The 2,344-nt window shown below is 61.1% G+C and carries 2 protein-coding genes and 1 pseudogene; 1 reads left to right on the top strand and 2 read right to left on the bottom strand.

The genetic code is table 11. From position 1 onward, the window contains the following. Together BMW76_RS42390 and nifH are read right to left on the bottom strand one after the other, a co-directional pair. Positions 1-166: pseudogene (locus BMW76_RS42390) on the bottom strand (nitrogenase molybdenum-iron protein alpha chain); the annotation flags it as partial. Positions 167-237: 71 nt separating this feature from the next. After that, positions 238-1,119, bottom strand: a complete 882-nt coding sequence (gene nifH, locus BMW76_RS39980) for a nitrogenase iron protein (RefSeq protein ID WP_012406781.1) — start codon at positions 1,117-1,119, stop codon at positions 238-240. 439 nt (positions 1,120-1,558) lie between these two features. Here nifH and BMW76_RS39975 point away from each other — a divergent pair, with 439 nt between their 5' ends. Then, positions 1,559-2,167 (top strand): hypothetical protein, encoded by a 609-nt coding sequence (locus BMW76_RS39975; RefSeq protein WP_090874167.1) that lies wholly within the window; start codon positions 1,559-1,561, stop codon positions 2,165-2,167. Positions 2,168-2,344: the final 177 nt, after the last annotated feature.

The raw sequence follows: 2,344 nt of genomic DNA, 5'->3' as shown, positions 1-2,344 counted from the left end.
CGGGCAGCGACTTGATGTTGGACTTCACCCCACAGTCGGGCTTGCCCTGTTCAAAGGAACCCAGATGCTTGGCGCGGCGCTTGGCCATCTTTTCGGGGTAGGCCTGCAGCACTTCGTCGATCAGGGCCTTGTTGGCGGCCTTGCGTTCTTCAACCGTCGCGGTCATTGCATATCCCATAAGTGGAGAATGTCATCGCCGGATCCGGCCGCCGCACGGCGACCTTCGCCCGGCATTCGTCAGGCGGTCAGTTCGGCCGCCGTTTTGCCGACCTGCGACTCGTCGACCTGCACCATGATGCCTTTCTCCATCAGCAGGTCTTCGAGCTGGTCCATCGTGATCGGCGTCGGAACCACACCATTGCCGCCGTTGTGGTGAATCTTCTCGGCAAGCGCGCGATACTGGCCCGCCTGTGAGCTGTCCGGCGCGTACTCGATCACGGTCATTCGCCGCAGTTCCGCGTGCTGGACGATGTTGTCGCGCGGCACGAAGTGGATCAGCCTCGTGCCAAGCATCGTCGCGAGCGATTCGGCAAGCTCCAGTTCCTTGTCGGTCTTGCGCTCGTTGCAGATGAGCCCGCCCAGGCGCACGCCGCCACTGTTCGCGTATTTCAGGATGCCCTTCGAGATGTTGTTCGCCGCGTACATCGCCATCATCTCGCCTGACATGACAATGTAGATTTCCTGCGCCTTGTTCTCGCGAATGGGCATGGCGAAGCCACCGCACACCACGTCGCCGAGCACGTCGTACGACACATAGTCCACGCCGTCATACGCGCCGTTCTCCTCGAGGAAATTGATCGACGTGATGACGCCACGGCCCGCGCAGCCGACGCCCGGCTCAGGCCCCCCCGACTCGACGCAGCGGATGTCCTTGTAGCCGATCTTCATCACGTCATCGAGTTCCAGGTCCTCGACTGAACCCGCTTCCGCCGCAAGCGAGAGAATTGTGTCCTGCGCCTTCGCGTGCAGTATCAGGCGCGTCGAGTCAGCCTTTGGATCACACCCTACGATGAGGATCTTCTGCCCGAGGTCGCTCAGCGCCGCAAGCGTATTTTGCGACGTGGTGGACTTGCCGATGCCGCCTTTGCCGTAGAAGGCGATTTGCCGAAGTTGAGACATTGTCGTACTCCATTGACATGGAAGGTGAAACCAGGGTTGCGAATCAGATCTGCAAAGCCGCGACCATGTCCTCAGCCTGCGGTGTCCGTATGGTCTTCTTCTGTCGAGTCACGCATCGGCCGGATTGTGTCCGCGCGGCCCCGTTGACGCAGCTTTTATGCCATGAGTGCGCAGATCGTCGAAACCCTGGCCAGGCCGGGTTTCCGCCGGGTTCCCCCGAATGGCCGCCTGCGACGTTCGCGACGTCGCCTTCCCGACAAATCGCGCACCTTTTGTCGCAAACGACATGGGCAGCACCGGGCAGCCTGCCCGTATAGCCTGCCTGGCGTTGGCCCTGGCATTGGTACGGATGTTGCAAAGTTCCCGGCACATCCCGCCGAGGATGTGCGAAGCAGCGCCCGGTCCGCGCGCATGCAAGATCCATCAAAGAGGAATGCTAATGACTGACACGATCAGCCACCATGAACTCGATGAAACCCCGTTGGCCAGTCTGCAACACCAGGGCCGACTCCTCAACGCGGTCTTCAGGGGGCATACGAACGCGCCTCGCCGGATCGGTTTTCGCGGCGAGCTCGCGCTACGCTTCGGACCGCGGCTCGCCGACGAGGCGCGCCCGCCCGAGCTTTCCTGCGAACAGGTCATGGCCGTAGCGGACGTCAGCGACCCGCACCTGTCGTTCTTTGCCGGTTGGCTACTGAGCTTCGAATACCTGAGAGACGTCGCGGAAGTGCTCGGCAATGCCCTCTCGGCCCGCGGAAAGTATTTCCTGTTCTGCGACAACGTCGATCTGTCCAGACGCTACCAGGTGCCGTACAACGGAGCGGTGTTCTACGTGCTGCCGATTGTGGAATCGACCGTCTACAACGAGATGCTTGAGCTCCTGCATCTGGAGAAGAGCGAGCTGAAAAGGAAAGACACGGCCGGCAAGCTCGACGCGGTCGCCGACGCCGCGATCCTCTTCGACCTGTCGTTTGACACGATCAGCTACGCGGAAGGACTCGAAGCGATGGGGCCGGTTCGCGATCCAAACGAAAACAGGCCAGTCTGACCTATCATTTCGGGCGCGTGTGACGGCGACGCCTATCCAATGAGCCGGAGTGTCATCATGTCACTGCTCACCGACACTGTCCCATACGAAAGCGCAAGCCGCCGCGATGTCACGTGGGCAACGCTCGGAACATGGCTCTCGATCCACGACTTCCCGGACATTCACTCGCGCAGCATT

Source organism: Paraburkholderia diazotrophica (assembly GCF_900108945.1).
Lineage (GTDB): Bacteria > Pseudomonadota > Gammaproteobacteria > Burkholderiales > Burkholderiaceae > Paraburkholderia > Paraburkholderia diazotrophica.
Note: the sequence above shows the minus strand (reverse complement) of the source record. Positions and strands in the feature narration are given on the sequence as shown.

Coding starts and splice junctions, on each gene's coding strand:
- nifH (WP_012406781.1), bottom strand. CDS start 1,119: ATGTCTCAACTTCGGCAAATCGCCTTCTACGGCAAAGGCGGCATCGGC.
- BMW76_RS39975 (WP_090874167.1), top strand. CDS start 1,559: ATGACTGACACGATCAGCCACCATGAACTCGATGAAACCCCGTTGGCC.